Source organism: uncultured Enterovirga sp. (genome assembly GCF_964242715.1).
GTDB lineage: Bacteria > Pseudomonadota > Alphaproteobacteria > Rhizobiales > Beijerinckiaceae > Enterovirga.
In genome coordinates this window covers 17,890-42,179 of record NZ_CAXTAZ010000027.1, presented here as the reverse complement: position 1 = coordinate 42,179, position 24,290 = coordinate 17,890, and the positions used below count along the sequence as shown (strand labels likewise).

17 protein-coding genes are annotated in these 24,290 nt (G+C 69.9%); 7 read left to right on the top strand and 10 right to left on the bottom strand.

Going from position 1 to position 24,290, the window contains the following annotated elements:
* The first annotated feature begins 29 nt into the window (after window positions 1-29).
* Together ACFE87_RS14365 and ACFE87_RS14360 are read left to right on the top strand one after the other, a co-directional pair.
* Window positions 30-1,448 carry a glutamate synthase subunit beta gene (locus ACFE87_RS14365; RefSeq protein ID WP_375460327.1) on the top strand — a complete coding sequence of 473 codons (1,419 nt, stop codon included), beginning with the start codon at window positions 30-32 and terminating at the stop codon, window positions 1,446-1,448.
* Window positions 1,445-1,879: a PaaI family thioesterase gene (locus ACFE87_RS14360; protein WP_375460326.1), complete on the top strand. Its 435-nt coding sequence runs from the start codon at window positions 1,445-1,447 to the stop codon at window positions 1,877-1,879. The genes ACFE87_RS14365 and ACFE87_RS14360 overlap by 4 nt, the downstream gene beginning before the upstream one ends.
* Before the next feature lie 4 nt (window positions 1,880-1,883).
* On the opposite strand, the gene ACFE87_RS14355 is transcribed toward ACFE87_RS14360, so the two are convergent.
* Window positions 1,884-3,137, bottom strand: coding sequence for a lytic murein transglycosylase (locus ACFE87_RS14355; RefSeq protein ID WP_375460325.1), 1,254 nt, complete (start codon window positions 3,135-3,137; stop codon window positions 1,884-1,886).
* 22 nt (window positions 3,138-3,159) lie between these two features.
* Window positions 3,160-4,176, bottom strand: a complete 1,017-nt coding sequence (galE, locus tag ACFE87_RS14350; protein ID WP_375460324.1) for a UDP-glucose 4-epimerase GalE — start codon at window positions 4,174-4,176, stop codon at window positions 3,160-3,162.
* Between the two features lie 149 nt (window positions 4,177-4,325).
* Here galE and ACFE87_RS14345 point away from each other — a divergent pair, with 149 nt between their 5' ends.
* Both ACFE87_RS14345 and ACFE87_RS14340 read left to right on the top strand, forming a co-directional pair.
* Complete coding sequence (locus ACFE87_RS14345; protein ID WP_375460323.1) at window positions 4,326-5,189, top strand: UTP--glucose-1-phosphate uridylyltransferase; 864 nt, start codon at window positions 4,326-4,328, stop codon at window positions 5,187-5,189.
* Window positions 5,190-5,223: 34 nt separating this feature from the next.
* Entirely contained in the window at window positions 5,224-6,459 is a 1,236-nt protein-coding gene (locus tag ACFE87_RS14340; RefSeq protein ID WP_375460347.1) for an adenylate/guanylate cyclase domain-containing protein, read from the top strand.
* Window positions 6,460-6,478: 19 nt separating this feature from the next.
* Here ACFE87_RS14340 and ACFE87_RS14335 read toward each other — a convergent pair whose 3' ends face one another.
* From ACFE87_RS14335 to ACFE87_RS14325, 3 genes are all read right to left on the bottom strand, one after another.
* Entirely contained in the window at window positions 6,479-8,026 is a 1,548-nt protein-coding gene (locus ACFE87_RS14335; RefSeq protein ID WP_375460322.1) for an outer membrane beta-barrel protein, read from the bottom strand.
* A gap of 123 nt (window positions 8,027-8,149) precedes the next feature.
* Complete coding sequence (rsmD, locus tag ACFE87_RS14330) at window positions 8,150-8,710, bottom strand: 16S rRNA (guanine(966)-N(2))-methyltransferase RsmD (protein WP_375460321.1); 561 nt, start codon at window positions 8,708-8,710, stop codon at window positions 8,150-8,152.
* A gap of 12 nt (window positions 8,711-8,722) precedes the next feature.
* The gene (locus ACFE87_RS14325; RefSeq protein ID WP_375460320.1) at window positions 8,723-10,600 is read right to left on the bottom strand and encodes a pseudouridine synthase; all 1,878 of its coding nucleotides are present in this window, start codon (window positions 10,598-10,600) and stop codon (window positions 8,723-8,725) included.
* Window positions 10,601-10,638: 38 nt separating this feature from the next.
* Between ACFE87_RS14325 and ACFE87_RS14320 the strand changes: the two genes are divergently transcribed.
* Window positions 10,639-11,079, top strand: coding sequence for a nucleoside deaminase (locus tag ACFE87_RS14320; protein WP_375460319.1), 441 nt, complete (start codon window positions 10,639-10,641; stop codon window positions 11,077-11,079).
* A 1-nt stretch (window position 11,080) separates the two neighbouring features.
* Here ACFE87_RS14320 and ACFE87_RS14315 read toward each other — a convergent pair whose 3' ends face one another.
* The 4 genes from ACFE87_RS14315 to ACFE87_RS14300 form a co-directional block, all read right to left on the bottom strand.
* Complete coding sequence (locus ACFE87_RS14315; protein ID WP_375460318.1) at window positions 11,081-11,842, bottom strand: CoA synthetase; 762 nt, start codon at window positions 11,840-11,842, stop codon at window positions 11,081-11,083.
* Complete coding sequence (locus ACFE87_RS14310; protein WP_375460317.1) at window positions 11,842-12,627, bottom strand: CoA transferase subunit A; 786 nt, start codon at window positions 12,625-12,627, stop codon at window positions 11,842-11,844. The genes ACFE87_RS14315 and ACFE87_RS14310 overlap by 1 nt, the downstream gene beginning before the upstream one ends.
* A gap of 64 nt (window positions 12,628-12,691) precedes the next feature.
* The gene (locus tag ACFE87_RS14305) at window positions 12,692-18,574 is read right to left on the bottom strand and encodes a translocation/assembly module TamB domain-containing protein (RefSeq protein WP_375460316.1); all 5,883 of its coding nucleotides are present in this window, start codon (window positions 18,572-18,574) and stop codon (window positions 12,692-12,694) included.
* Entirely contained in the window at window positions 18,574-20,484 is a 1,911-nt protein-coding gene (locus tag ACFE87_RS14300; protein WP_375460315.1) for an autotransporter assembly complex family protein, read from the bottom strand. The genes ACFE87_RS14305 and ACFE87_RS14300 overlap by 1 nt, the downstream gene beginning before the upstream one ends.
* Window positions 20,485-20,800: 316 nt before the next feature.
* Here ACFE87_RS14300 and ACFE87_RS14295 point away from each other — a divergent pair, with 316 nt between their 5' ends.
* Entirely contained in the window at window positions 20,801-21,847 is a 1,047-nt protein-coding gene (locus ACFE87_RS14295) for a YihY/virulence factor BrkB family protein (RefSeq protein WP_375460314.1), read from the top strand.
* A 98-nt stretch (window positions 21,848-21,945) separates the two neighbouring features.
* Window positions 21,946-23,460, top strand: coding sequence for an ABC transporter substrate-binding protein (locus tag ACFE87_RS14290; RefSeq protein ID WP_375460313.1), 1,515 nt, complete (start codon window positions 21,946-21,948; stop codon window positions 23,458-23,460).
* Between the two features lie 86 nt (window positions 23,461-23,546).
* Here ACFE87_RS14290 and ACFE87_RS14285 read toward each other — a convergent pair whose 3' ends face one another.
* On the bottom strand, window positions 23,547-24,173 hold the full coding sequence (locus ACFE87_RS14285) for a DUF4142 domain-containing protein (protein ID WP_375460346.1): 627 nt from the start codon (window positions 24,171-24,173) through the stop codon (window positions 23,547-23,549).
* Window positions 24,174-24,290: the final 117 nt, after the last annotated feature.

Here is a 24,290-nt window from a genome sequence, read left to right as displayed (position 1 = left end):
TCGCCAGAACGCGGGTAGGACACGGATCGATGGGTAAGGTCACCGGGTTCCTGGAGATCGATCGGCGTGACCGGAAGTATCTTCCGGCGTCGGATCGCATCCGGAATTATCGCGAATTCGTCATCCCGCTGGGCGAGGAGGGGACGCGCGACCAGGCGGCCCGCTGCATGGATTGCGGGATCCCGTTCTGCCATTCGAGCTGCCCGGTCAACAACCAGATCCCGGACTGGAACGACCTCGTCTACAATGCCGATTGGCGCGAGGCGCTCCGCAATCTCCAGTCGACCAACAACTTCCCGGAATTCACGGGCCGCATCTGCCCCGCGCCCTGCGAGGCCTCCTGCACGCTGAACCTGGAAGACACGCCCGTCACCATCAAGACGATCGAGAATGCGATTGCGGATCGCGGCTGGCAGGAAGGCTGGATCATTCCCGAGCCGCCGTCGCAACGGACCGGCAAGCGCGTCGCCGTGGTCGGGTCGGGGCCGGCCGGTTTGGCGGCCGCCCAGCAGCTCGCCCGTACCGGGCACGAGGTGCATGTGTTCGAGAAGCAGGCCCGGGCCGGCGGCCTTCTTCGCTATGGCATCCCCGATTTCAAGATGGAGAAGCACCACGTCGACCGGCGGGTCCGGCAGATGGAGGCAGAGGGCGTCACCTTCCATTACGGCGCCCATGTCGGCGAGACGATGCCGGCGGCCGAGCTCGTCGAGGAGTACGACGCCGTGCTGCTGACGGGCGGGGCGGAGAAGCCGCGCGACCTGCCGATCGAGGGCCGCGATCTCGACGGCGTCCATTTTGCGATGGATTTCCTGCCGCAGCAGAACCGCCGCGTCAGCGGCGAGAATACCGGCATCCCGAAGCCCATCCTGGCTGCCGGCAAGCATGTCGTCGTCATCGGCGGCGGCGATACCGGGTCCGATTGCATCGGAACTTCGGTTCGACAGGGCGCACTCTCGGTGAAGCAGTTCGAGATCATGCCGCTGCCGCCGACCCGCGAGGACAAGCTCGCGACCTGGCCGAACTGGCCCCTGAAGCTCCGCACCTCGTCCAGCCACGAGGAAGGCGCCGAGCGGGAATTCTCGGTCCTGACCACGCGCTTCGAAGGCGCGGGCGGCAAGGTCGTGCGCCTGCACGGCGTCCAGGTGGATGGCAGCTTCAAGCCGGTTCCGGGCACCGAATTCGAGATGCCGGCCGATCTCGTGCTCCTCGCCATGGGCTTCGTCGCGCCGGTCCAGGAGGGGTTGCTCACGGAACTCGGCATCTCGCTCGACAAGCGCGGCAATGTCGCAGCCGACACCGACAGCTACCGGACCTCGCAGGACAAGGTTTTCGCGGCCGGCGACATGCGGCGCGGCCAGTCGCTCGTCGTCTGGGCGATCCGCGAGGGGCGGCAGGCCGCCCGGGCGATCGACGAGGCCCTGATGGGCGCCTCCGTCCTGCCCCGATGACGGACACCGTCTTCGGGCCGGAAATCAAACCCCGCCTGCGCGCCGTCGCCGAAAACCAGCCGGCCTTTTCGGAGCTGATCGGCTTCCGACTGGTCAGCGTAGCGCTGGACAAGGTCGTGGCGGAGTTCCGGGTCGCGGAGGAACTCGGCAACCGGAACGGCGTCCTGCATGGGGGCGCCATCATGGCCTTCGCCGACAATCTCGGCGGCACGGCGGCGACGATCAATCTGCCGGAAGGCGCCTCGACGACCACGATCGAGAGCAAGACGAACTTCTTCGCCAGCATCGCGATCGGCGAGATCGCACGCGGGGAATGCACGCCGCTTCATCGCGGCCGCACCACCATGGTCTGGGAATCGCGGATCATCCGGGCGGATGGCAGGCTCGCCGCACTCGTGACCCAGACGCAACTCGTGATGGCGAAGCGCTGACGAGCTACTTGTCCCTGAGCGCCCTCAGGACGGCGACATCCGCGTAGCCGTCGGCGACCAGACCCGACCGACGCTGGAATTCGCGGATCGCCTCCCGGGTGCGCCCGCCATGGCGGCCGTCCGCCTCCCCCTTGTAGAGGCCGAGCTTCGCGAGGCGCTTCTGCACTTCCTCCTTCTCGGGATGGCTGAGCGCCTTTTCCGAGATGGGCCATGCCCGGGCGAGCGCGCCGCCGCCGCCGATGCGGTTCGCCAGATACCCGACCCCGAGCGCATAGGCGTCGGAGGAGTTATAGGCCCGGATCACCTCGAAATTGTCGCCGACCAGGAAGGCCGGGCCGCGGATGCCCGTCGGCATGAACAGGGAGGCCTCTCCGCTGCCGGGCAAGCCCTCACCGTCGGTGCGCCTGACACCCATCGACGCCCAATCCGCGAAACCGCGCCGGTTCACGCGAAGGTCGATCTGGCCCGGTACGGCGACCTCGACGACCCAGGGCAGGCCGGGCTTCCAGCCTTTCTGGCGCAGGTAGTTCGCGGTCGACGCGAGGGCGTCCGGGACGGAGGTCCAGATGTTCGGATGGCCATCCCCATCCTGGTCGATCGCGTAGGCCGCGTAGCTCGACGGCATGAACTGGGTCTGGCCCATGGCGCCGGCCCAGGACCCCTTCAGGCTGTCGCGGGTCGCGTGGCCGTCCTGGATGATGCGAAGCGCCTGGATCAGCTCGTCGCGAAAGAAGTCCCCGCGATAGCGCACATAGGCCAGCGTCGCGAGCGAGCGGATGACGGAAAGCCCACCGGTATTCGAGCCGAAGCCGCTCTCCATGCCCCACACCGCGAGCACGACCTCACGAGGAACCCCGTAGGTTCGCTCGATCCGGTCGAAGGTCGAATCCCACTCCGCCGAGGCAGCACGGCCCTTGGCGACCCGCTGCCCGGAAGCCGCTCCGTTCACGTATTCCCAGATCGGACGGGAAAACTCGGATTGCTTCCTAGTCAGCGCCACGACCTTCGGGTCGGGCGTCAGGCCCTGCAGGGCCGCGTCGAACGTGGCGCGAGCGATGCCGGCATCCCGGGCGACCGGCCAGAGATCGGCCAAGAAGCGGGCGAAGTCGCCGTGGCTCTTCGAAGCCCCGCCTTCGGCTTTCGGGGACGGTTTCGCCTCCGGTCCGGCCTCGAAGACCGGCGCCGCGAACCAGGCCGCCGCGATCGCGACGAGGAGCCTAAAAGACCGGCGAAGAGCCAGGCGAGAATGTTTCGTCATGAATGGCCTCAGAGAAATTCGCCTAGGAGGCGGCCATGGCTTCATTGCGGCGGGATTCCTCGCCGCCGGCCAGGTGCCGCTCCCAGGCGAGCGCACCCCGGACGATCCCCTCGAGATCGTCGCGGCTCGGACACCAGCCGAGTTCCGAGCGGATGCGCTCCGCCCGGGCCACGATCGCGGGCGGATCGCCCGGCCGGCGCGGCGACAGGGTCACGGGGAAATCCACCCCCGAGACGCGCTTCACGACCTCGATCACCTCGAGCACGGAATAGCCGCGGCCGTAGCCGCAATTCAGCGTCAGGCTCGCGCCGCCGCCGCGGAGATGGTCGAGCGCGACGAGATGGGCATCGGCAAGGTCGGAGACGTGGATGTAGTCGCGGAGGCAGGACCCGTCATGCGTCGGGTAGTCGGTCCCGAAGACCTCGAGCCGCGGCCGCTGCCCGAGCGCCGCCTGGGCCGCGACCTTGATCAGGTGGGTCGCCGCCGGTGTCGACTGGCCCGACCGGCCGGCCGGATCGGCGCCCGCCACGTTGAAATAGCGGAGCGCGACGTAGCGCAGGTCATGCGCGACGGCCGCGTCGGCCAGCATCCATTCGGTCATCAACTTGGAGCGGCCATAGGGCGAGACCGGCGCCGGCGCGACATCCTCGCCGACCGGCTCGCTCGAGGTCTCGCCGTAGACGGCGGCGGTCGAGGAGAAGATCATCTGCCTGACGCCCGAGCGGATGGCGGTCTCGATCAGGGTCCGGGATTTCGCGGTGTTGTTCAGGTAATAGCCAAGCGGGTCCGCGACCGATTCCGGCACCACGATCCGGGCCGCGAAATGGGCGAGCGCCTCGACCTTTTGGTCCGCCATCGCGCGCCCGACCAGGTCCGGATCGCCCATGTCGCCGACCACGAGGTCCACGCCGTCCGGCACGGCCGAGGCGAAACCGGTCGAGAGGTCGTCCAGGACCACGACGCGCTCGCCGCGATCGAGAAGCGCCAGCACCATGTGGCTGCCGATATAGCCGGCGCCTCCCGTGACCATCACCGTCATCGACCATTCCCCGCTTCGTTCAGCATCATGACGGAAAACGCTTCACGAGCCGTGAAGCTTTGACTTTTGCGGGCGTCCGACCAAGGTAGCGATCCGCGCCCCCCGGCGTGCGATTCAGATCAACAACACGCGAGGGAGCCGGAACGCCCATGAAGCGCATCCGCAAGGCCGTTTTGCCTGTCGCGGGCCTCGGGACGAGGTTCCTGCCGGCCACGAAATCGATCCCCAAGGAGATGCTGACGGTCGTCGACCGGCCCGTGATCCAGCACGTCGTGGACGAGGCGAAAGAGGCCGGCATCGAGCATTTCATCTTCGTGACGGGCCGGAACAAGGGCGTGATCGAGGACCATTTCGACATCGCCTTCGAGCTCGACCGCACGCTGCATGAGCGCGGCAAGCTCAAGGAATACGAGGCCCTGAAGGCCGATCTGCCTGCTGCCGGCCAGACGAGCTTCACGCGCCAGCAATCCCCGCTCGGGCTCGGCCACGCCGTCTGGTGCGCGCGCGAGATCGTGGGCGACGAGCCCTTCGCCGTGATCCTGCCCGACATGCTGAGCCGCGGCTCCATGACCCAGATGCTCGCTGCGTACGAACGGCATGGCGGCAACATCATCGCGGTCGAAGAGGTGCCGCCGGAACAGACGCATCAATACGGGATCGTGGCGATCGGGGAGGATTTCGGCCAGACTTTCGAGATCACCGCCATGGTCGAGAAGCCGCCCCAGGGAACCTCGCCCTCGAACCTGATCATCTCGGGCCGCTACATCCTGCAGCCGGAGATCTTCGGCGTCCTGTCCGCGCACGAGACGGGCGCCGGCGGCGAGATCCAGCTCACGGACGCGATGAAGCGGCTTGCCGGCGAGCAGAGCTTCTTCGGCATGCGCTACGACGGCCGGACCTACGATACCGGCACCAAGATCGGCTTTCTCATGGCGAATGTCGCCTATGCCCTGCAGCGCGACGATCTTTCGGCCGCGTTCCGGGCCGAGCTCGAGATCCTCCTCGGTCGCTGAGCCGGTCTTGAGGTCCATCACGGGAGAGATCGAGATGGACCCGGCGATCACGGATGATCTCAGCTGCTGGGTCACGAAGGCCGGGCTGTCCGGCACGTCCGAGACCGAACTCCTGGAGGAGTTCTGCCGGCGTGGGATCGAGGCCGGCTTGCCGATCGACCGTGCGCTCGTCGTCGTCGACACTCTTCACCCTGTGCACGAAGGCCGCGTGTTCCGGTGGAACAGCCGCAACGGCGGCGAGAGCGAGGTGTTGGAATACGGCCGCACCAACCAGGGCGGCGAGGTCTCCGAGAATTGGCGGCGCTCGCCCTTCTACCAAATGCTCGAAACCGGGCATTCCTCGATGCGGCGCCGTCTCGACGAGTCCTGCGCAGACGAGTTCCCGCTGTTCCGCGAACTCATGGACCAGGGCCAGACCGACTGGGTGGCGCTGATCGACCGGTTCACGCCCGGGACAGAAATCGGTGAGATGGACTGCATCTACAGTTCCTGGACCACGGCGGCGCCGGACGGCTTCGGTGAGGACAGGATCCAGGCGCTGAAACGGCTCGTCCCCTCACTCGGCCTTTCCATCAAGAGCGCTTCGCTCGCGCGGATCGCCGAGACGCTCGTGGAAACCTATCTCGGACGGGACGCCGGGCGGCGCGTCCTGTCCGGGCGTATCGAGCGCGGCGTCGCGGACAGGATCGAGGCCGCGCTCTGGTTCAGCGATCTGCGGGGCTACACCCGGATCACGGGCGAGGCCGATCCCGGGCAGATCATCCCATTCCTGAACGATTACGCGGAAGCCGTGATCTCGGCCGTGCACGAAGCCGGAGGCGACGTGCTGAAGCTGATCGGCGACGGCGTGCTCGCGATCTTCAACGAGGCGTCGCAGGCGGAGGCGTGCCGGTGCGCGCTTCGGGCGGAGGCGCTCGCGCGGGAACGCATCGCGGAGGTCAACGAGCGGCGCTCGGCGAAGGGCCTGCCGGTTACCCAGGCCTATATCGGCCTCCATGTCGGCGAGGTCTTCTACGGCAATATCGGATCGCGGGATCGTCTCGACTTCACGGTCGTCGGGCCTGCCGTGAACGAGGCCAGCCGGATCGCAGCGATGTGCCGGTCGGCCGACCGCGACGTCCTGGTCTCGGACGCGTTCTGGGCGGCGGCGTCGGACGAGGACCGCGAGCGCCTCGTCTCCGTAGGGCGTTATGCGCTCCGCGGCGTCGAGCGTCCGGCAGAGCTGTTCACGCTCAATCTGTGGTCCGAACCCGATCCTGCCGCCTCATGACCCCGGTTGGGATCGGCCGTCAGGGCTGGAGCCGGATTCCGAGCAGGAACACGTTCGTCGAGTAGCTGGATCCGGCCACCGTGCTGCTCAGGGTCTCGTAATTGTAGCTCGCCCGAAGCGCGACCTGCCGGTTCAGGCGGTAATCGGCCCGGAGCAGGGCGCCGAAGCTCCGCTCGTTGATGCTGACGCCCTGATATTCGTAATCGGACCCGGTCAGGCCCGCGGTCACGGTCAGGTTGCGACGGAAGTCGTGCGAAACCTCGAGCGTTCCGCGTGCGGTCCGGATGCCGGTTGCGTTCGGAACCGTGGTCTCGTCGACGCCGAGTTGCACGCCGGCCCGCACCGTCGTGATCGGCGAGAAGGCATAGGCGAGCGACGCGTTTGCGACCGGGCTCGTCAGCTCGCGCAGGCGAGCGTCCTGATAGCTGCGCTGCGTCGCCCCCGCGGAGACCTCGCCGGTCAGAAGGCGCGTCAGCTCGAAGGTCGTCCCGATCGCCCCCCCGATCCCGTCCGAGCTCCGGGCGAAGCCGGAACTGTCGATCTTGCGGTCGTATCGGCGCGTGTCGGCGAATGCCTCCGCGAACGGCATGAGGCCGGGGGTCACTTCGTAGCCGAGCCGCCCGCGAACCCCGAAGGAGGTCAGGTTGCGATCGCTCTGGTCGATGGTGGTCCCGTTGGTCAGCTTCGCGTCGTCGTAATCCGCCCGGTCGATCGTGCCCCGCAGGCTCGCGATGACCCGGTTGAAGCGGTGCGTCACCCCGGCCGAGGCACCTTCCGTGTAGACGATCGGCCGTTCCCGCACGACCGCGTTCAGGTCGGGACTGCCGGGACGCTGCGTGTCGATCTGGTAATGGCCCTCGACGTCGAACTGCGTATCCCGCGACGCATCCACCCGGTAGGCGAGGCGCCCGGCGCCTTCGGGCCGGCTCGCCTCAGGGTTCGACGGATATTCGTTGTAGGCGCCGCGGAGAAAGCCCGAGAGCTCGTTGTTGGACCAGTCGCTCTGGACGCGAAGCTCGCCCTCGGTCTGGGACACGAAGGAGCCGCGCCGATTGATGTCGGTCCGGTTCGGGTTCGAATCGTAGCCGATCGCCTGCCCGATGACCGGGAAGAGGTTGATGTTGCCGACCCGGATCCCGAGCGGTGCATACGGATCGTCGGCAGGCGGCCGCCTGCGGGCCGGCACCTCGGGAAGCGCCGGGTCCGGCAACCCGGTCTGGACGGGCTGCACGTTCGCGGCCACCTCCGGAGCGATCAATGTCGACCGGAACGCGCCCTGGACGGGCGCCACCGCCGGAAGGCGCGACCTGCGGCCGCGATTGTCGCGCGGGCCGGGCCGCTTCGCCGATCCGGTTGTCGGTGTGGCCGTCGTTGCGGGTGCGGACCCGGCAGCCGTCCCGTTTCCGGTGAGGCCGGGCGGAAGCCGAAGTCCGGGCTCGGCAACGGCCGACCCTGCGCCTGAACCGGTTTCGCCGAAGGGCCGGCGCGACGGCCCCTCCGATTCCTGTCCGGAGGCGACCCCGGCGAGCCCGAACGCCAGCGCCAGCGCCGAGGCGCCGAACAGCAAGGGGCGGGATGGGACGAAGCGGGTCAGGGCGCACCTCTCCCGGGCCGTGCAGGCGGTCCGGATGGTTAACGGAGGTACAACCCGGATGGTTAACCGGGGGTAAGCGGCCGCGCCTTTCCGGCGTCAGACCTCGTTGCGGCCGAACACGATCTCGGTCGCGCCATAGAGGCGCCGCTCCTGCTCCGCGATGCCTGGCAGAAAGGCGAAGGCCGCCTCCGCCGCTTCCTCGACGACAATGAGGGCATCGGGCGCGAACCAGCCTCCAGCCCGGCACACGGCAAGGGCCGGAGCGCCGAGCCCGCGACCATAGGGCGGATCGCAGAAGACGAGCGAGAAGGGCGGCAGCGGCTTGGCCGGGCCCATCCTGGCAACGTCGCGCTGGAGGAGCGTCATCCCGCCCCCGCCATATTTCGCGAGGTTGCGGCGGATCAGGGCTTGGGCGTCCGGCCCGTTGTCGACGAAGGTGGCGAAGGCCGCGCCGCGGGACATCGCCTCGAGGCCGAGCGCGCCCGTCCCGGCGAAGAGATCGAGCACGCGGGCGCCCTCGACAGGGTCGCCGTAGCCATGCGCCAGGACGTTGAAGATGGCCTCGCGCAGACGATCGGAGGTCGGCCGGATCGAGACGTCGCCGCTCTCGGGCGACGCCAGCACCAAGCCTCGCCGGGCTCCGCCGACGATCCGCACGGGCTTTGGGTCCTAGCTCTCGCGCCCGCGCGGTCCGGCGCCCGGCCGTCCGCCGCGGGGCGGTCCGGCCTTGAAGGGCGGCTTTCCACCCGGACGACCCCCACCAGGCGGCCGGCCACGCGGCGGACCGTCGCCGCGGGCCCGATCTCCGCCCGCAGCCGCGCGGGCACCGAAGGCGGGCTTCGGGCCTGCGCCCGCCCGGGGGCCGAAGCCCGGCTTTCCGCCGACGCTCTTGCCGGCCCCACCGCGACCTTCCGTGCGAGGACCGCCGCCGAAACGCTTGCCGGCGCCGGAATCCGGACGGGGACCGTCGAAGGAGCGCGACGGCCGCCGCTCCCGCGCCTCGCCGTCATTCCTGCCACGCGGAGGCGGCCCGCCCTCGTCCCGCGGGCGTCGCCCGGCGCCGTCGCGCCGGTTCGGACCGGCATCATGTCCGGGAGCCGGCGCCACGCGCTCGACCAGGACGCGCCGGCCCTCGCCCGACTGGATCGCCGCGACGCGGGTCCGGGGCCGTTCCGCTGACGCCGCGCGGTCGGCGCGAGGATCCTCGCGCGGGGTGTAGCGCTTGGGACGGCTCGGGCCATCTTGATCGCTCGCGCGCCAGGCTGTCTCTTTCGGGGCGAAGCGGTCCGGGCGTGCCGGCCGCTCCTCGCCGGCGCGAGCGGGACGGGCCGCACCCGCCCGCATCGGCCGGTCACCGGACGGAGGACGACCCGGGCGGTCGCCGCCCGGGCGGCCAGGACGGTCTCCGCCGGGTCGGGAACGCTCCCCGCCGGCACGGTCGCTGTATCGTGCGGGCCGGCTGCCCGGTCGGTCGGACTCGCTGGCGCGGCGCGGCTCCGGCATCCGGGCGGGCCGGCCAGGAAGGGTCGCGCCCTCCGAGCGGCCGAAGGGCGCGATCGGCTCGCGGACCGGGCTCTCGAAATCGACGCCGGCTTCGGTCGCAAGCGTCTTGCCGAGCTGATCGCGCAGGATCTTGGTCTTGACCTCCTCGACGAGGCCCGATTCGAGGTCTCCGAGCTGGAAGGGACCGAAGGAGAGGCGGATGAGCCGGTTCACCTGAAGCCCGAGATGTTCGAGGATTCGTTTCACCTCGCGGTTCTTGCCTTCACGCAATGAGAGCGTGAGCCAGGTATTGTCGCCCTGCTGTCGGTCGAGCGTCGCCTCGACCGGGCCGTAATCCATCTCGTCGACGGTGATGCCGTTGCGGAGCTTGTCGAGTTGCTCTTGCGTGACCTCGCCGCGCGCGCGGACGCGGTAGCGGCGCGTCCAGCCCGTTTCGGGATGGGCGATGACCTTGGCGAGCCCCCCGTCATTCGTCAGCAGCAATAGCCCCTCGGTATTCATGTCGAGCCGGCCGATGGCGACGACCCTGGGCATCTCCTCCGGAAGCGCCTCGAAGACGGTCGGGCGCCCTTGCGGGTCGCGGAAGGTGGTGACGAGGCCGCGCGGCTTGTGGAACAGCCAGAGTCGGGTCCGCTCCCGGAGCGGCAGCGCCTCGCCGTCGACGGTGATCTGGTCCTCGGAGCCGACATTCAGGGCGGGCGACGTCACGGCCTTGCCGTTCAGCGTCACGCGGCCGGCATCGATCATGGCTTCCGCATCGCGGCGCGAGGCGATCCCAGCCCGCGCGATTACCTTGGCGATCCGCTCCTCGGCCGGCAGGACCTGGGCGGGCTCAGGGGCCTCGTCCCGCTCGGCGCGAACCGGTTCCCGGGCCGGACGGTCGTCGCGGCTCCGCTCGGGCTTCGCGAAGCTCCGGCCCTTGCCGCCCGGAGGACCGCTTCTCGGCGGTCGGGTGTCGGTGGGCCGATCGCGTCCGGTCTCCCCGCGCGCACGTCCGGGCCCCCGCGAGCCGGGCCCGCGCATGTCGTCTCTGTTGTCGGTCATACGGTGCTGATAGCAGAGCGCCCGTGCGAGGGCGAGGAATGGTTGACCCGATGGGGCTGGCGCTCGACGCCGCCCGCGACGCGGCAGAGGACGGAGAGGTGCCGGTCGGCGCCGTGCTCGTCCGGGATGGGACGGTGCTGGCCACCGGCCGCAACCGGCCGCGGCGGGACAGCGATCCGACCGCCCACGCCGAGATCGTGGCGATCCGGGCGGCCGCGCTCGCGCTGGGCAGCGACCGCCTGCCCGGCTGCGACCTCTACGTCACGCTCGAGCCCTGCGCGATGTGCGCGGGCGCGATCTCCTTCGCCCGGATCCGGCGGCTCTATTTCGGCGCGCCCGACCCCAAGGGCGGCGCCGTCGAGCACGGCCCGCGCTTCTTCGCCCAGCCGACCTGCCACCACGCTCCGGAGGCCTATGGCGGCCTGCGCGAGGCGGAATCGGCCGCGCTGCTTCGCAGCTTCTTCGCCGAGCGGCGTTAGACTAGCGGCTGAGACGAGCGCGGACGAAGGCCGGGTAGTCGTCCGTGAGGTCCCCCTCGACGATCTCGTCGATGTCGGTGTCCAGCCCTGGGTCGATCGTCGCGACTTCCACCGGCTCGAGGCAGGAGAAGGCGAAGCCGGTCGCGGCCGCGACGGTGTCGCGCGTCTCGCCCGGGGCGAGCCCGGCAAGGGCGAACCGTCCGAATTCGCCGGACCAGCGGAACACCGCCCGGCCGGTCACGAGCGCATGCGGACCGTCGTTGCGGTCGCCCCGCTCCGCGGAGCCGGGCGCGGCGCTCACGAAGTCGACCGCCTCGACCAGGATCCGCGGGCTATGCGCCTCCCGGAAAAGGATCACGCGGGGGACGAGAGGATAGAGGAAAGCCGAGCCGAAGCTGCCCGGGAAGCGGGCCTCCGTGCGCGGATAGGGGCCCGTGCCGACGAGGTTGATGCGACCTCGCGCATCGATCTGCCCGCCCGACAGGAAGAAGGCGTCGATCCGACCCTGTGCGGCGCAATCGAACAGCTCGCGGTTGCCGTCGGTGAAGACGTTGTGGCGGGCCGAGCCGAGGAGCGACACCCGCATGGCGGGATCGCGCCGGCGCGCCAGCAAGGCGGCCGCGGCCGGGATCGGCGAGGTCGAGCCGACCGCGACATGGCCGATCCCGGCGAGCATCTTCGCGATGGCCGCGATCATGAAGGTCTGGCGCGCGCGGCTCGCCGCCCGTCGGTCCGGAGCCGACGCGACATCGCTCGCCGTCATCAGGCCGCCCGGCTGGCGTGGCTCATGCGCGACTGAGCGAGATAGGCCGTGATCGCGGCCTCGTCCGCTTCGTATTCGCCTCGAAGACCGAGCGGGCGCGCGCCGAACCGAGCGACCGCGACGGCCTCAACATAGAGGGACGGGATCGTCCCGGCCGCCGTCGTGTCCTCGGCCAGGAGGTCGTGATCGACGATCCGCTCCACCGTGACGAGGGTTTTTCGCGACGCATGCGCCATGGTCATCAGCTCGCGCCGAACACCGATCCAGACATTGCCGGAGCGGTCAGCCACTGGAGCGTGGAAGAGGGCGACATCGGGCCGGATCGCCCGCACATGCACCGTCTCGTGCCCCGTGAACGGGTCCGGCACGACCACCCAGTCACCGGCGCGATGCCGGACAAGGTCCGACCCGACGATGCCGGCGACCGGCATCGAATCCACCCCGCGCTCCGCAGCCTGCAGCCCGGCATGGATCGCCGGACAGGTGGCGTCACGCATCGCGATCCGGCCCTCGCGGATCGCGGCCTCGAAGGCGGGCGCGCCGCCGCGCTCGCCGAGACCGACCGCCGCCGCTTCCACGATCGCGACCGCGCCGGCCGCGATCAGCATGTCGCCCTGAAGGCCGAGGCTCGGGACGCCGACGAGATGCAGACCGCGAGGGCCGCGCGCGATCAGCGCCGCGACGGCTGCCATGGCGCAGCCGGAATAATCCGGCGGCAGGGCGAGGACGCTGCCGTCCGGGATCTCCGCCACGAGATCATCCACGGAGCCGACGATGCGGGCCATGCGCCTCCCCAACATGTCCGAGGAGATTAGGCCGGGACGCGGTCGATGGCGAGACGGTGTCGCCTCACCACTCGTACTGGCCGCCGATCCCGACGGACGAACTCCCGCCCGCTCCGACATCCGCCTGAAGGCGGATCTCGTCGGTGATGCGGACATCGATCCCGAGACCGGTATCGGCCGCGGAGACTCCGCCCTTGATGCCGACGCTCACCCGGTCGCCGAACGCGCGCTGCAGCCCGGCGCCGATCCCCCCGGAGGCGCCAAGCCCGACATCGAGGCCGCTCAGCCCGAGCGAACGCCGGAGCCCCTCGAAGGCGTCGCCTCCCTCCCCGCCCGAGAATTGCGCGGCCGCCTGGGCCAGCGCGATCGCCTGGAAGGCGGAGAGCTGGCCGGAGGGCGAGTTGAACAGGAGGCGCGACAGCACCTCGTCCTGCGGCAGGTCCGGGCTCGACGTGAAGGCGAAATTCGGGTTGTTCGCCGGCCCGTTCACGGCCACCTGGATGGCCGCCCCGCCGGAATTCGTGGAGGCGACGAAGTCGAGTTCGGGGGTGAGGTCCCCCGAGAAGGTGAGGCGGCCCCGGCTGAAGTCCAGGCGCGACGTGACGATCTGCAACGTCCCGCGCTGGAGGTTGAAGGCCCCGTTCGGGACCGGTTTCGCCAATGTCCCGGTCAACCGGAGCCTGCCGCCGAGTTCGGCATTGAGGCCGCGGCCCCGCACGACGATCCGTCCCGGCGCATTCAGCGTGAGGTCGAGGATGGCGTCGAAGGGCGGAGCGGCGCGTCCACCCTGCCCCTTGGCCTTGGCATCGACGGCGAGCCGGGCCGTCGTAGTCCGGGTGGGGTTGCGGTGGCGGGTATTCGGGAGCGGCTTCTGGGTGGCGGACAGGTTTTCCGGCACGGCAACGTCGGCCGAGACGAGGTCGACCCGACCCGCGACCCGGGGATTGCGAGCGAGTGCGCCCGAAATGCCGAGATTGAGATTGGCGACCGCGGTCACGATTCCGCTTCGGACGAGTTCGGCATTCTGGCCGGCGATCCGGATCTCGCCCGGGAAGCCCGCGCCGGGGTCGAGCCGGACGCGGCCCGACGCCGTGAGGGAGCCGCCATTCCGGGTCGAGGCGCGGCCGCCCTCGATCGTGACCTCCTGGCCCCGGGCCACGATCCGGGCCCCGATATTCGTGAACTGGATGCCCTGGCCCGCGTCCGAGAAGGTGCCGCCGGCGAGATTGGCCGACCCGCTCGCCTCCGGCGCCGACAGCGTGCCGCCGACGCGCGCGTCGACATCCACCCGCCCGGTGAAGCGGCGCCCGCCCGAGGCCAGGAGCCCGGTCGTTGCGCTGCCGGCATCGATGTTGCCCCGGATCGTGAGGTCGAGAGCGCCGGCGCCGCCGGCCGGGAGCGAGCCGCCGATCCGGAGCGAGCCGGCGCGGCCGGCCGCGACAAGCGCGTCCAGGGTGGCGCGGCCGGAGGCGAGGCGTCCCGAGGCCGTCACGTCGATGCGGGGCAGGCCGAGGCTGCGTGTCTGCGGGGCGGTCAGGCCGTCGATCTTGGCCCGGTATTCGCCCGTCGGCGCCGAGGTTGTCCCGGCGATCTGGGCGGTCCCCTCGAAAGTGCCGGCGAGGCCGAGGCCCGGCGCGAAAGCGTCGGCCGCGGAGAGCGGCACGTCGCGGGCTTCCGCCCGGAGGTCGAGCCGGGAGCCGACGATTCCGTTTAGCGTCACGCGCCCTGTGCCGAGCGCGAGCGCGACGTCCCGGAGATCGGCCCCGCCCGGCACGATCGTGACCGTGGCCGGATTGGCCAGCGCGAAACGCTGCCGGTCGCGGGTCGCGGCGAGCCGGCTGATCTCGATCCGGGTACGGTCGCCCGGGACGATGCGGGCGGCGGCATCGAGGTCGAAGCCCCGGGCCGCGGCCTTCAGCGTCACGTCGGAGCTTTGCGGCGTGCCGCGGGCATCGAGCCGCACGCGCGAGATCTGCTCGCCCGCGACGGTCGCCTCGTCGACCCGCGCCTGTCCGGAGACGATCGGGCGGCGATAGATGTCGGTCAGCGTCAGGTCGGCCTCCGCCTTCTCGACGGAAGTTCCGTAGACGCTGACCCTGGTCGCGTTCGCCTTGACCCGGGCATCCTGGCCACCGCCCTCGCCTCCGAGCGTGACGTCCGCGTCGAGCGTACCGACGACCTTGGTGAGGAGGAGCGGCGAGAGATCGTCGAGATTCGGTGCGTTCACCGTGAGGCGGCCGCGGGCGATGTTCGCGGCATCCAGCGTCACGCCGCCCTGCGCCCGGACCGAGCCGATCGTGACGTCCAGGCCTTCGAGCAGGGCCGAGCCGTCCGGGCGTCGCGCCGCGTGCAGGGTGCCGCGAGCCGGTCGCCGGTCGATCTCGCCGTCGAGGGTGACGCGGGCGTCGACCTGCCCCAGGAGATCGCGGGCCACGGCCTCGAGCACGAGCCGCGGAACGGGGCGGCCGAGCGCCGTCGCATTCGTGACCGAGATGCGGAGGTCGGCATCGGGCCGGGCGAGCGTGCCGGTGATCCGGGCGGTCGCTTCGGCCGCGCCGGTCAGCCGTGAATCGGCGCGGGCGAGGTCTGGCGCGGCGACGGTCGCGACGAGGTTGGCCTGATCGGCCGTGACCGCGCCGTCCACACGGGCCGTCGCGGCCGCGCCGGTCAGGCGTAGGTCGTCGAAGCGGTAGCCGCCGGCTGGCGGGATGCTCACGCGCCCGATCAATGTGGGGCGGGCGCCGAGCAGGCCGTCGGCGGCGGCGAGCCCGGTCGCGAACCGGGCGGCCTGCGCGTTCAGCGCGACCTCCGGGGCGGCGAGCGTGCCGCCGACCTTGGCGTCAAGATCGACCGCGCCGGCGAGCCGGACGGTCGAGCCACCGAAGAACCCGTTCGCGGCGGCCGCGTCGACCTGCCCTTTCACGGCGAGATCGAGCAGGCCGGTGGCCGCGAGCGGCGCGGAGCCGTCGATTCTGAGATCGGCGGAGCGGCCCACCGAGACGCGGCTGCCTTCCAGCAAGACGCGGCCGCCCGCGAGTTGGCCGGCAAGAAGCGCCTCGATCGCCGGAAGAGCGGCCGCCCTGGTCTGCGGGGCCGTGATGCCGGCCGCCGTGAAGCGGAACGCGCCGGTCGGCGCGAGCGCCGTTCCGGTCACCCGGGCCTGGCCGTCCAGGGTTCCGGCCAGGCCAAGGCCGGGGCTGGCGAGTTCCGCGGCAGCCAGGGGAACGCGGCGGGCCTCGACCGTGAGGTCGAGCTTGGTGCCGGCCGTGCCGCGCACGAGGAGCCGCCCTTGGCCGAGCGCGACCGCGAGGTTGCCGATCTCGACCCCGCCTCCGACGACGGTCAGGGTCGAGGGTTCGGCGAGGCCGATGCGCTGGTCGCCGCGCCGGGCGTCGAGCTTCGAGAGCTCGATGCGGGTGCGGTCGCCCGGTACGACCCGGGCCTTGGCGTCGAGGTCGAAGCCGCGCGCGACGGCCGTGAGGGAGATGTCGCTCTCATCCGGCCTCCCGGTCGCGTCAAGCCGGACGCGGGAGATCGTCTCGCCTGCCGCGACGACCTCGTCGATCGCGGCCCGGCCGGCGAGCGCGACGCGCCCGTAGAGGTCCGTGAGCGAGAGATCGGCATCGAGCCGCTGCAGGCTCGCGCCATAGGCCGAGGCGGGACCGCCGCGGGCCTGGATGCGGGCATTCTGTCGAGCGCCCGTCGAATCGAGCGCGACGTCGGCGGCGAGCGAGCCGGAGGCCGGCGTGAGCAGGAGAGGCGTGAGGTCGTTCAGGTCGCCGGCATCCAGCGTGACCCGGCCAAAGGCGAGGTTGCGGGCGTCAAGCGAAAGCCCGCCACGCAGCGCGACGGAGCCGATGGCGAGGTCGAGGGCGTCGAGCCGGTAGCCGCCGGCCTCGGGCCGCGCGATCCGGAAGCCGCCGCGGGCCGGCTTGCCGTCGACGATGCCGTCGAGCCGGATCGTGCCGTCGAGGGCGCCGGTCGCGTCCTTGACGTCGACGCCGAGCGCGAGCCGCGGGACGGCGCGGCCGAGCGCGGTGGCCTCGAGGAGGGCGAGTTCGGCGACGACATTCGGCCGCTGCAGCCCGCCGGTGACATCGGCCGTGAGCGTGGCGCGGCCGGTCAGCCGCTCGTCCGCTCGGCCGAGATCCGGGAGGATCGCCGAGACGCGAAGGCCGGCGCTGTCCTGCGCGACCCGGCCATTCACCTCGGCGCTCGCATGCTCGCCCGCGAGCCGGAGCGTCTCGAAACCGTAGCCGCCGGTGGGCTCGACCCGAACCGTTCCAGTCAGGCCGAGCCGGCCGCCGAAGAGGCCGTCGACCGCACCGAGCCCGGTCGCGAAGCCGGCGATGCGCCCGTCCACCGTCGCGTTCACCCGGTTCGCGCGCGGCGTGCCCTCGATCTCGGCCGAGACATTGGCCTGCCCGGCGAGCGCGAGGCCTGCGATTCCGCTGAACGGCCGCAGGGTGGCGGCCTCGAAACCGAGCCGGCCGCGAACCTCGTCGGAGCCGAGGCGGCCCGCATAACGCGCCGTCAGGGTCGGTGTCGTGACGTTCAGGGTCTCCACATCGAGTACGGCCTTGGTCGTGGCCATCCCTCGCAACGTGAAAGCGACGGTCTCCCCGATGGCGCGTGCGAGAGCCGGGTCGAAGGGCGCAAGCCCACTCGCCCGGGCGTCGCCCGTGATCGCGAGCTGGGTCGCGCCGCTCGGCGCCACGCCGGCCGTCGCGGCCCGGAAGGTCGCATCGAGCCGGGCGAGCCGGCCCGCCGGCGTCCGGGCATCTTCGAGCGCCAACGTCGCGTCGACATTCGGTGCCGTCACAGGGCCGGTGACGCGGCCCTGGAAGGCGAGCCGGCGGATCTCGGTCGGGCCCGTGACGGTCCGGCCCTCCGTGGTCGGGACATTCGCGGCCGCGATCGTCAGGTCGGCGATCCCGTCGCGGCTGATCGTGCCGGCGATGTCGAGCCGCGCCGCCGCTGCCGCGAGATTGATGCCCGTGAGCGTGATCGTGCCGTCATCGGCGAAGCCGGCATTGCCGGTAAGCCGGGTCGTGCCCGCGAAGACGGGGGCGGCAGCCTCGGGAAGCAGACCTTCCACCTTGGCCTGGAGATCGAGCGCGAGCCGTCGGACCGCGCCCTGACGGGAGAGGTTGGCCGACCCGTTGGCGCCGAGGCCGTCACCGGCGTCGAGCGCGAGCCGGGCCGCGAAGGCGTCGAGCGTGCCCTCGCCGTCGAGGTTGAACTTGACGGGAGGCTGGCCCGGGAGACTGGCGGCACGGGCCAGGATGCCGCCGGCCGGCTCGTCCACCTTCAGCATCAGCGTCAACCGCTGGCCCTGCGGCACGAGTCCGAGCCGCGCGGCGAGCGTGCCGGGCTGGTCGAGGCGGCGCGCGTCGAAGGTGAGGTCGAGCCCCTCCTGCAGGTTGTTGCTGAGCCTCGCCGCGCCGGTCGCCGTGACGCGGGCCTCGGTGCCGAGAAGCGGTTCCCCAACCTGCAGTTCGGCGAGGTTGAAGGCCTTGATCTCCACCTTGACGGGCAGTTCCGGCAGGATCGGCTGGTCCTCGCCCGCCACCTGGCCCTCCGCCGGGATCGGACGACGGCGGATGTCGAGAATTCCGACCTCGAGCCGGTCGATCTCGAGCCGGCGCTGCAGGAGCGCGAGCCGCCGCCAGACGATGCGGGCACGGTCGAGCCGCAGCCAGACGCCGTCGCGGTCGGAGATCTCGATATTCCGAACCGTGGCATCCGAAGACAAGGCACCCTCGACATCGCCGATCGAGACCCGGGTCGCCGGGGTGGAGAGCGCGCGCGAGATCAGGCCCGCGAGCACGCCCTTGTCGCTGTCACCGGAGCTGCTGCCGAAGCCGAATTGCGCCAGCGCGCCGGCGGAAGCCGTCGCGATCCCGGCCGCGAGCAGGAGGCCGGCAAGGGTTCGTCGAAGGGTCATCAGAAGGATTGCCCGATCGAGACGTAGAGGACGACGGGCTGGTCGCCGGGCCGCGGATTGAGCGGAAACGCGACGTCGAGCCGCAACGGGCCGATGCCTGTGTAGTAGCGCAGCCCGAGCCCGGCCGACATCTGGACGGCATCCTTGAGGCCGAGCTTCGGGACGGTGGACGCGAAGGCGCCGCCGGCATCGAAGAAGGGCACGACACCGATCGTGTCCGTCACCTTGATCCGCACCTCCAGGCTCCCTTCGAAGAGCGAGCGCCCGCCGACCACGAAGCCGAACGGGCCCTGCGGAGCGATCGTCTGGTAGCGATAGCCCCGGACGGAGCCGCCGCCGCCGGTGTAGAAGCGATAGTTCGACGGGATCTCCCGCAGATCGCTCGGCGCGTCGAGCAGGCTGCCCAGGCCCACGCGGCCGGCCAGAATGTAGTTCGCGTCCTCGTCCAGGGCGTAATAGGTCGAGGCGTCCGCCGTCGCCCGGGTGAGCCCGACCGAGGAGCCGAGCGCGGTCGGATAGGGCGTGATCGTGGCGTTGATCCGGAAGCCGGTGGAAGGATCGAGCAGCTTGTCGGTGTTGTCGAACTTCACGCCGAGCGGGATGCCGACGAGCTGGTAATCGACATTCGAGATGACGTCCGAGGTCTGCCCGCGCTCGTATTTGACGCCGAAATTGGCCGAGAGCGTCTCGTCGATGCGGTAGCGGAACCCGGTCGTGGCTCCGCCGAGCCGATAGGTGTAGCCGCCGAAGCGCGGGCTGCCGACACGGTTCCGCTCGACGATGCCGTCGAACGTATAGTCGAAGCGGCTTCCGAGGAGCGCCGGCTTCAGGAAGCTCGCGGTGAAGCGGGCACCGATATCGGAGGGCTTGAGGTCGCCCGGATCCTTGATCCGGGTGCCGTTGTTCCTGGGCGCGAGGAACGCGGCGCCTTCGAGCCGCAGGCGCTCCGCCTCCCCGAAGAGGTTGCGGTGCTCATAGAAGAGCCGTCCCGTCGGCCCGTCCACGGTCGAGTAGGCTGCCGAGAACCCGACGAGATTCGGGGCCCTGTCCGTGACGTCGACGAAGATCGGCAGGTTGCCGGCGCGGTCGAGGCGGTCGCCCTCGCGGACCCGCACCGATCCGACCGCCGGGATCGTGGCGACGGCCTTCCTCGTATCGTCGAGGCGTTTTGGCGAGTAAGGCTCGCCATAGTCGAGGTAGATGAAGGATCGGACCACGGATTGCGGGAAGGTCTGCGGGCCCTTGATCGAGACTTCGCCGATGCCGGCCTTCGGTCCTGTATCGACCAGGAAGGCCACGTCCATGGTCAGGGCGGCATGGTCCACGACCGGCGCGGGAGCCGGCACCTTCACGAACGGGTAGGATTGCTGGCGAAACCAGTCGCTGATCCGGGCGATGGCGGCCCGAATATCGGCGGTGCGGGCGGGATCGCCCGGCCCGAGCTTCACGATCCGGGGTGGCAGCAGATCGGGCGGGACGGGGAGCCGCGTCGCCGCGTCGAGGACCTGCACGTCCCGGAGCCGGAAGAGCGGGCCGGTCTCCGCCGTCACCGTGACGGGAATGCGGGCGCGGCCGCGCAGCGCGCCCGCCGCCCGCGCCGCCGCACCCTCACGGTCGAGCCCGATCTCGAGCGGCTGGCCCGCGACCGAGATCACCAGGCGGGCATTGTAATAGCCGGTGCTCCAGAGGGAATCGATCAGGGGCGCGAAATCCGCCTGCGCCCGCTGCACGAGGCTCGCGCCGTCCGGCGGCGCATCCCGCCGCAGCTTGTAGAGATTCGAGACCTGCTGGAGGGAATCCTCGACGCTGTCGTCCCCGGTCACCTGAAAGGTCAGGTCGTAGGGCAAAGCGGTGGCGCTCGGCTCGGGCGCCTCGTCGCCGCCGAACAATCCGAAAAAGTCGAACGCCATCGCAGGCCCGCCGCACGCGGCGGTCAGACTCGTCAGGACAAGGAGAACCAAGGCCCAACTCCTGGCCCGGTCCCGACACACTGAACTCATTCACCCTCCAGGCGGGCCGTACTGCCTTCTGGCCGTCGCCGCGCCGCGTCCCAAGAAGTCCTTCATCCCTGAATGCGTCGAGGTTAACCTGCCGGCCCTTCGGCGGCCATTCCGGCCGGACGATCTCCGGGCGGTATGTCTGATTGACAACACATAGAGGACGCCGGATCGGCTAATTTCTCGCAAACGACCCGCGCAGCGTGTGGTCGCGAACCATGGCATCAGGATGGCTGAGAAGGGGATGGCCGAGGCGCGCGACTGGCGTGCGGAGGTCGATCGGCGGGACGAAGCCGAACCCAGCAGTGGCGATCTCGCAAGGGCGACGGAGCCGGGGCGGGGCCGCGAGGCCAGCGAGCCGCCCGAGATCCCGATGCGGGGCTGGATGGACATCGCGTGGCGCGTGGTGCTGTCGATCCCGCAGGATCGCATCCTGGCGACCGCCGGCAGCGTCGCCTTCTTCGCCCTCCTCGCCATCTTTCCCGCCATCGCCGTCGTGGTCTCGCTTTATGGGCTCGTGACCGACGTCCGTACGATCGGCGACCATCTGGCCCTTCTCGCCGGAATTCTGCCCGAAGGCGCGCTGGTGCTCATCCGCGACCAGATCGGCGTGATTGTCTCGAAAGAGACGAAGACGCTGTCCTTCGCCTTCCTGGCCGGGTTCGCCACGGCGCTCTGGAGCGCGAATTCCGGCATGGGCGCGCTCTTCGACGCGCTGAACGTCGTCTATGGCGAGAAAGAGAAGCGCTCGCTCTTCGCCTTCTACGCGACCACCTTCCTGTTCACGCTCGGGGCGGTGTTCTTCGTGCTGCTCGCGATCACGGCCGTCGTGGTTCTGCCGATCGCTCTCCGGGTCGTCGGAGTGTCGATCTCGGGCGAGACGATCCTGTCGATCGCGCGCTGGCCTTTGCTCCTCATCGTGGTGATGTTCGGCCTTGCGGCCGTGTACCGCTACGGTCCGAGCCGGGCGAATGCCCGTTGGGGCTGGGTTTCGCTCGGCAGCGTGGCTTCTTCGATCCTCTGGATCGCGGCCTCGATGGCCTTCTCTTGGTACGTGTCGAGCTTCGACAGCTACAACAAGGTCTACGGCTCGCTCGGCGCCGGGATCGGCTTCATGGTCTGGATCTGGATCTCGGTCGTGATCGTGCTGGTCGGCGCCGAACTCAACGCCGAGATGGAGCACCAGACCGCGCGCGACACGACCACCGGGCCGGAACAGCCGCTCGGCGTCCGGGGCGCGACGATGGCCGACCATGTCGGCCCGGCCCAGGCGTGAGGCCGGCACGAGCCTTGCTGCCGTGACGGACTCCAGTGCCGCTTGACGGCGGCCCGTCCGGAACACGACACTCCGGCTCCTCAACTCGGCAGGACGATATGCGACGCACGCTCGGTGCCCTCCTCCTTTCGCTCGCTGTCGCGGCATCGCCCGCGATGGCCGACAAGGCCTCGAACTCGATCCGCTTCGCCTACGACCAGGTCCCGGAGAACGTGGACCCGTATTTCAACAATCTTCGGGCGGGCGTGATCATCAGCCAGCACGTCTGGGATACGCTGATCTATCGCGACCCGACCACCGGCGAATACAAGGGACAGCTCGCGACGAAATGGACCATCGTCAACGACACCACGTTGGAATTCGACCTCCGCAAGGGCGTCAAGTTCCACGACGGTAGCGATTTCACGGCAGAGGACGTGGTCTACACCTTCACCTACGTGTCCAAGCCGGAATCGAGGGCGACGACGCAGGCCAACGTCAACTGGATCGACAAGGTCGAGGCGCTCGATCCCTACAAGGTCAGGCTGACGACGAAAACACCGTTTCCAGGCGCGATCGACTACCTGTCCGGACCTCTCGTGATCCATCCGGCCAAGTATTACGAGAAGGTCGGCCCGAAAGGGATGAACGAGAAGCCGGTCGGGTCCGGCCCGTTCCGGGTGTCGAGCCACGTGATCGGAAAGTCGCTGACGCTCGAGCGCAACCCGGACTATTTCAAGGACTCGCCGAAGCCGCTCGCGAAGGTCGGCAAGGTCGAGATCCGGTTCATCCCGGACCGGCAAACGCAGATGGCCGAGATCATGGCCGGCGGCCTCGATTTCATCATGAACGTGCCGAAGGACCAGGCCGACCAGATCGGAGCCGTGCCGGGCTATCAGGCGGTCTCCGGCGAGACCATGCGGATCGCCTTCCTGCATTTCAACGCCCTTCCAGAGACCCCCACGGCCGCCTTCAAGGACGTGAGAGTTCGGCAGGCCATCAACCACGCGATCAACAAGGACGCGCTGGTGAAGGAGATCGTGGGCGGAGGCTCGCGGCCGCTCGTCACGCCCTGCTTCTTCACCCAGTTCGGCTGCACGGCCGAAGGGGCCACGGCCTATCCGTACGACCCCGCCAAGGCCAAGGCTCTCTTGAAGGAGGCCGGATTCGGAAATGGTCTCTCGTTCGACTTCTACGCCTACCGCGAACGTCAGCAATCCGAGGCGATCATCAACGACCTCGCCGCGATCGGGATCAAGGCCAATCTCCGCTTCCTGCAATATGCGGCCATGCGGGATCAGATGCGGGGCGGCAAGGTCGGCTTCGCGTTCCAGACCTGGGGGTCGAATTCCGTCAACGACGTGTCGGCTTCGACGCCCGTCTACTTCGGTGCAGGCAGCGCAGACGACGTCAGTCGCGATCCCGAGATCCAGTCGTTTCTGAAGACCGGAGACACTTCCGTGAAGCCCGACGACCGCAAGTCAGCCTACCGGAAGGCCTATGCCTTGATCTCGGAGCGGGCCTACACGGTGCCGCTCTACACGGTGCCTACGTATTACGTCGCGCCGGCCGCCCTGACCTTCAAGGCCTATCCGGACGAATGCCCGCGTTTCTGGGAGATGAGCTGGAAGTGATCCCCCCGGACGGGGCGCTCTCGTCGTGCGTTCCAGGTCGGCGTAGGCGTGAGGGCCGGCGCGGCTGCCGGCCCTCCTCTTTCATCTTAGCCTTGGGCACCGCCCATCTGGGCCTGCATGCGGGCCAATTGGGACAGGTGCAGCTTGATCAAGGGGATCGCGTTCCGCGCAACCCGACGCAGCACCGGGTCGTCCCCGCTCTGCGCATAGCTGCCGTGGATCCCGTAAGCTTCGTTGTGGCCGAGGATCTGGGCGTTGACGAAGGCCAGATCGTAGCCGGGACCGCCCGGCATGGACTGGATGCGGGCGACCATATCGGCCTTCTGCGCGTCGGATGTCATCGGGACGCCCAGAATGGATTCCACCGCACCGAGCACCCCGCCCGCCACCGCGAGAGGGGCTGCCACGAGACCCCCGACCACGCCTCCGGGCGCCGAGCCTCCGGCAGCGCCGCCGGTCGCGCCGTTGAGCTTGGCCGTCAGGGTCGCCTGCTCGTTGACCTCCGCGAGGGCGAAGCGACGGACCATCGGGTTCTGCGATTTGTCGTAGGCATCGCGCGCCGTGGAGTAGAGGAACGAACTGCCCTTCGAGGCCATGGCGAGATATTGCATGGCCGGAATGGCCCCGGGCGCGGTCTGGGCGACCGCCGTGCGGGTCAGCGCCATCGGCGCCGTCGCAGCGAGGAGAGCCAAAGTAAAGTTGCGACGATCCATCATGAAAACTCCCGGGTTCGAATTCACCGGAAAGCCTCGTCGGCGCTCTCTCGTTCCGGGCCGTCCCGCGTGAGTTCAGCTTCGGACCGTCCACGCAATCGTGAACAATCGACGGAG

Coding starts and splice junctions, on each gene's coding strand:
- ACFE87_RS14365 (WP_375460327.1), top strand. CDS start 30: ATGGGTAAGGTCACCGGGTTCCTGGAGATCGATCGGCGTGACCGGAAG.
- ACFE87_RS14300 (WP_375460315.1), bottom strand. CDS start 20,484: ATGGCGTTCGACTTTTTCGGATTGTTCGGCGGCGACGAGGCGCCCGAG.
- ACFE87_RS14315 (WP_375460318.1), bottom strand. CDS start 11,842: ATGACGGCGAGCGATGTCGCGTCGGCTCCGGACCGACGGGCGGCGAGC.
- ACFE87_RS14325 (WP_375460320.1), bottom strand. CDS start 10,600: ATGACCGACAACAGAGACGACATGCGCGGGCCCGGCTCGCGGGGGCCC.
- ACFE87_RS14340 (WP_375460347.1), top strand. CDS start 5,224: ATGGACCCGGCGATCACGGATGATCTCAGCTGCTGGGTCACGAAGGCC.
- ACFE87_RS14285 (WP_375460346.1), bottom strand. CDS start 24,173: ATGGATCGTCGCAACTTTACTTTGGCTCTCCTCGCTGCGACGGCGCCG.
- ACFE87_RS14305 (WP_375460316.1), bottom strand. CDS start 18,574: ATGACCCTTCGACGAACCCTTGCCGGCCTCCTGCTCGCGGCCGGGATC.
- ACFE87_RS14295 (WP_375460314.1), top strand. CDS start 20,801: ATGGCTGAGAAGGGGATGGCCGAGGCGCGCGACTGGCGTGCGGAGGTC.
- ACFE87_RS14310 (WP_375460317.1), bottom strand. CDS start 12,627: ATGGCCCGCATCGTCGGCTCCGTGGATGATCTCGTGGCGGAGATCCCG.
- galE (WP_375460324.1), bottom strand. CDS start 4,176: ATGACGGTGATGGTCACGGGAGGCGCCGGCTATATCGGCAGCCACATG.
- ACFE87_RS14345 (WP_375460323.1), top strand. CDS start 4,326: ATGAAGCGCATCCGCAAGGCCGTTTTGCCTGTCGCGGGCCTCGGGACG.
- ACFE87_RS14320 (WP_375460319.1), top strand. CDS start 10,639: ATGGTTGACCCGATGGGGCTGGCGCTCGACGCCGCCCGCGACGCGGCA.
- ACFE87_RS14355 (WP_375460325.1), bottom strand. CDS start 3,137: ATGACGAAACATTCTCGCCTGGCTCTTCGCCGGTCTTTTAGGCTCCTC.
- ACFE87_RS14290 (WP_375460313.1), top strand. CDS start 21,946: ATGCGACGCACGCTCGGTGCCCTCCTCCTTTCGCTCGCTGTCGCGGCA.
- ACFE87_RS14360 (WP_375460326.1), top strand. CDS start 1,445: ATGACGGACACCGTCTTCGGGCCGGAAATCAAACCCCGCCTGCGCGCC.